This window comes from Candidatus Obscuribacterales bacterium (assembly GCA_036703605.1).
Taxonomy (GTDB): domain Bacteria; phylum Cyanobacteriota; class Cyanobacteriia; order RECH01; family RECH01; genus RECH01.
On sequence record DATNRH010000731.1, the window covers coordinates 1 to 1,343 of the forward strand.

Genomic DNA, 1,343 nt, shown 5'->3' on the forward strand with positions numbered 1-1,343 from the left:
GAGCGAGTTGGGGTAGGAGCTCTGGTGTACAAAGGCAGAAGGCAGACCCCAGTCCTCGTCAGGGCGGCCGCCTATCTGGACATCCATAGTTAGAATGTACGTTAGGTCATTCCGCAGCATGGGGAGGCACTCCTCGCACACCAGGTGGAACGTGTCTTGGTGCCATTCATTGCTCTGCGTCCAGCTAAACTCGCCACCATTGGTGGAGCTAGCGGCAGGGGAGCCCCATTGCTCGCGGTAGCGCCATTGGGAAGCATTGTCAAAGTTCCAGCACATGCCGGGAATCGAGTCGACTGGTGGTGGTGTGGGAATAGGACGTGTAGGTGTTGGTATGGGAACCACTTGTAGATTGGCAGGCGCATGTATTGTGACCAAATAGCGGTCATTTTGGCACATCATTTGGGAGTTGACCAAGGCCATGGATCCGATGAACGCCATCCCAAGTGCCACCCGCTGATCAGCCAAGAGAGCAACCAGGGCAAAGGTAAAAGCTCCCACTGAAAGGGTGAAAGCAGAGGAGGGGACCGGGGAAAAGGACAAGTCCAAACTTAGTACACCGTTCGTTATGGTGGCAGAAGAGTTGACGGCCTGTAGGTGGTCAAAGGTCTCAGCACTAAGCTCCAAAGAGATATCATTGCTGATTTCCCAGACAACATCAACCTCCGAGTTGGTAGGGGGCAAAATAGAGGTCACTGTGCCGAGATCGCCAGCAATGGTGATGGCCTGACTTGCGCCACACTGCGCAAGGACAGAGCCTGGTACGTAAGATAGCAGAAAAAGAGACAAGAAAAAACTAAGCTTCATCGTCTGTCGTATCTTGCGTATCGGTTCTGGCCCGCTAGGCACAGAGAGTTTTGCCCAATTCCGTCCACCGTAGTGTTTTGCCCAACGCTGGCCACCAATCATGCCTGTAGTATGTAGCGGAAGTGATTAACGATGTAAGTATAGCTTTTACTCGCCCAGCAAGCGGGCTACGTTGTCGTGGCTGCCTTTTCCGCTTTCTTGCGGGCTTTCACCTCTTTGAAGAGCGAACTAACGCAAGGCCTGCACACATAGCCCGGTTCTTTCCAGCCCCACTCTTTCACCAGCTGCAAGGTCAGATAGAGAGGGCTGGCGAGAGTAGATGGGTGGCTTACATTGAAGGTATGACATCTGGAGCAAGTGTTGAGTTCATTGCAATGTTTACACTTCTTGAGCCTTGACATTAGGGCTGCCACTATCGCCCTCTCATCCCTCCTGAGTCTTTACGCCCGAGTTCCTTGTCTACCTGTCTTCGCGGGCATATCTGCGGCATACATCGCAGTGAGAGTCGGTAGAACTGCTCTCTGAGTCGCCATGATGGT

Annotated in this window: 1 protein-coding gene; it reads right to left on the reverse strand. The window is 53.0% G+C overall.

The genetic code is table 11. The features are described 5' to 3' along the window. Positions 1-804, reverse strand: an 804-nt coding sequence (locus tag V6D20_15275; protein HEY9817141.1) for a hypothetical protein, incomplete at its 3' end; no start/stop codon positions are given. Positions 805-1,343 lie beyond the last annotated feature (539 nt).